Raw genomic sequence first — 2,182 nt, 5'->3', positions numbered from 1 at the left:
TGGGGCAGCATCCCGCCGTGCGCGCGGCCGTGGTGCTGGCGCGGGAAGATCGGCCTGGGGCGCAGCGGCTGGTCGCATACGTGGTGGGCGCCCACGCGCCTACGGAAGCCCACGCACCGACGGCAGGAGAGGCGCGGCGCGACCCTCAGGCCGGTGCCCTCAGCCCGGTGCCTGCGGACCTGCGCGCCTTCCTGGCGGCACGGCTGCCGGAGTACATGGTGCCGAGCGCGTTCGTGGTGCTGGAGGCGCTGCCGCTGACCCCCAATGGCAAAGTCGATCGGCAGGCGCTGCCCACGCCCACGGAGTCACCCTCGACGCAGCCGGGCGCGTACACGGCTCCTCGGACGCCAACCGAAGAAGTGCTGATCAATATCTGGACTCAGGTGCTCAATCTCAGCCATAGCTCCGATCAGCCGGGCCTGGGCGTGCATGATCATTTCTTTGCGCTCGGCGGCCATTCCTTATCGGCAATGCAGGCTATCTTTCGAGCACATGAGGTATTTCAGGTCGAGCTCACGTTACAGCATCTTTTTGAAGCGCCCACGATTGCCCAGTTTGCCGAGGTTATCGAGAAGGCCAGGCAGAACGGCATCGCTCTTCATTCGCCCGCTATCGTGCGGCTTGATCGCAATCGTCACCGTTCCAAGATTCTATAAGCCGACCCATCAGGACACTGCGCGCGCCAGATGGTCATGCACGCTCAGCATCGCAGATCGCTTCCAACAGCCTTACGCCGATCCATCTGGATTACCGTGCCCACCAGATGATCGTGGACATCCAGCATCGCAGATCGCTTCCAACAGCCTTACGCCGATCCATCTGGATTACCGTGCCCATCAGATGATCGTGGACATCCAGCATCGTTGCTCGCTCGGCTGACCAGTTTTGGAGCATGCCGCGCGAAAACATACGCCCACATAGGCCCGTCGTAAGGCGTGATTAGCTCGCCGGTCGTAGGACCGTGCCACGTCGTCGCTCTATGCTGCCCGTCGCATAACGTCTGGGTACGGCTCGTCTTTGCCCAAAATCAATCGTTTCATTGAGCGCGCATAGGCTTGTATTTGAGACACGATGATCTATTGATTGTGCCGACCGCTTGCTTGTGGTTTCTAAGCTCGTCTTATTTAGACCAACATCTTTTAGATTTCATTCTTGCCGGGTACGAAGCGCCTGGATACGCATCAGCACGCATGGAGGTATAGATAATGAGTCAGGAAGTCTTCATCTTTCCTGTATCTTTCGCCCAGCAACGGCTGTGGTTCATCGAGCAGCTTGCTCCAGGAACCGCCGCGTACAACATTGCTCGGACGATTCGCCTCAAAGGTCATTTGCAGCCAGCAGCGCTGCTTCAAACACTCCAGGCGATTGCTGATCGGCATGAGGCGCTCCGCACAACGTTCAGAGCGATAGATGGCGTGCCGATGCAGGTGGTCGCCGAAAATTCGACCGTCGCGCTGCCGCTGATCGACCTCACGAGCTACCCAGCCGAACTCCGCGAGGCCGAAGCGCAACGACTGGCGATCGAGGAGGCGCGGCGTCCCTTCGATCTGATCATCGGCCCGCTGCTGCGCACCACGCTGCTCCGGCTTGACGCCGATGATCATCGGCTGCTCCTGACGGTGCACCATATGATCTTCGATGGCTGGTCATACAGCATCTTCTTCGAGGAGCTGGCGGCGCTCTACACGAGCTTTACCGGCGAGCGCAGGGATCTGCCGGAGCTTCCGATTCAATACGCGGATTATGCGGTCTGGCAGCGCGACTGGCTCCAGGGCGCGGTGCTGGAGCGGCAGCTTGGCTACTGGCAGCAGCACCTCGCCGCCGCCCCCCCGCTGCTGGCCCTCCCCACCGACCACCCGCGCCCGCCCGTGCCGTCCTTCGTCGGCGCGACCCTGCCGCTGCACCTGCCCCCCGCGCTCGCCGCCGCCCTGCACGCCCTCAGCCAGCGCGCCCACGCCACCCCCTTCATGACCCTGCTCGCCGCCTTCCAACTCCTCCTCGCCCGCTACACCGCGCAGCCCGATCTCGTCGTCGGCGTGCCGATCGCGGGCCGCGCGCGCCCGGAAACCGCGCCGCTGATCGGCTGCTTTGTCAACATGCTGCCGCTGCGCCTCGATCTGCGCGACCAGCCGAGCGTGCTGGCGCTGGTGCGCCGCGTGCGCGAGGTGGCGCTCAGCGCCTA

At 63.0% G+C, this 2,182-nt stretch carries 2 protein-coding genes; both read left to right on the top strand.

Annotation, left to right across the window (positions count from 1 at the left end; all coding sequences use genetic code 11):
* Positions 1–656: phosphopantetheine-binding protein (locus tag VFZ66_04790; protein HEX6288483.1), on the top strand; the 656-nt coding region annotated here is incomplete at its 5' end.
* Positions 657–1,205: 549 nt separating this feature from the next.
* On the top strand, positions 1,206–2,182 hold a 977-nt coding region (locus tag VFZ66_04785), incomplete at its 3' end, for a condensation domain-containing protein (protein HEX6288482.1).

The sequence above is a fragment of the Herpetosiphonaceae bacterium genome (assembly GCA_036374795.1).
Taxonomy (GTDB): Bacteria; Chloroflexota; Chloroflexia; order Chloroflexales; family Kallotenuaceae; genus LB3-1.
This window is presented reverse-complemented; position numbering and strand designations above follow the sequence as displayed.